1 protein-coding gene and 1 pseudogene are annotated in these 866 nt (G+C 37.3%); both read right to left on the bottom strand.

Translation table 11 applies throughout. The features are described from left to right. Window positions 1-308: pseudogene (locus H5118_RS20355) on the bottom strand (DNA polymerase V subunit UmuC); the annotation flags it as partial. Further along, window positions 293-709 carry a LexA family transcriptional regulator gene (locus tag H5118_RS20360; protein ID WP_007583926.1) on the bottom strand — a complete coding sequence of 139 codons (417 nt, stop codon included), beginning with the start codon at window positions 707-709 and terminating at the stop codon, window positions 293-295. The pseudogene H5118_RS20355 and the gene H5118_RS20360, both read right to left, overlap by 16 nt. Between the last annotated feature and the right edge of the window lie 157 nt (window positions 710-866).

Genomic DNA, 866 nt, shown 5'->3' on the forward strand with positions numbered 1-866 from the left:
GACTCATCAATACTATAAACATAATGGTCATCACAAAAACGATTAATGACCGTCATCATTCTCTCACTCAAATCAGCGTAGAGTTCATAATTTGAAGAGCGCACGACGACATTATGCTGCTCTAAATAGGGTCTAATTTTGAAGTAAGGTTCAAATTTCGGGATATTAAGCTTTCTAGCAATAGGGCATATTGCACAAATACACCCATCGTTATTTGTTAGAACAACAACGGGTTTAAAGCGAATGGATGGGTCAAATACCTTCTCCGCACTGGCATAAAATGCCACTGCATCTACGAGGGCAAACATCGATTCACTTCAGCTTTATTTCTGTGTAGGCGGATGCTCGCAGTAACGACACCCTCGAGCTTAAAGTCATCATCATTAGAAATATAAACAGACTTATAATCTTTAGAGGCAGAGATAAGTAAGCGCTTCGACTTATCTATGATTTTACAAACAAACGAACCGTTATAACTAGCAACAATAATATCGCCGGTACTTACATCCTCAGCTCTATCAATGACTAGTAAGTCACCATCGAATATTCCTACTTCTTGCATGGATTGCCCAGAAGCGATACCAATAAAAGTGGCATTCGGGTGTTTAATGATTAGCTCATCAATTGAAATACCGAGCTCTACATATTCTGCTGCAGGAGATTCAAAGCCGGTAATGCCTGCTTCTATAAAAATTGGAATAACGAACATACGCACCTCAAACACTGTTTATATATACAGTGTAATTTAAGGTTCAAATTATGCCAAGGTTCTTTTTGTGAGACGATAGTTTAATTAGAGCTGATATAAGCATGCTTTAGACTTAAAGATGAAAAATCCCTTTAATAACAATTAGTAAAATCACCAT

It is taken from the genome of Pseudoalteromonas sp. SR41-1, assembly GCF_014164015.1.
GTDB lineage: Bacteria > Pseudomonadota > Gammaproteobacteria > Enterobacterales > Alteromonadaceae > Pseudoalteromonas > Pseudoalteromonas distincta.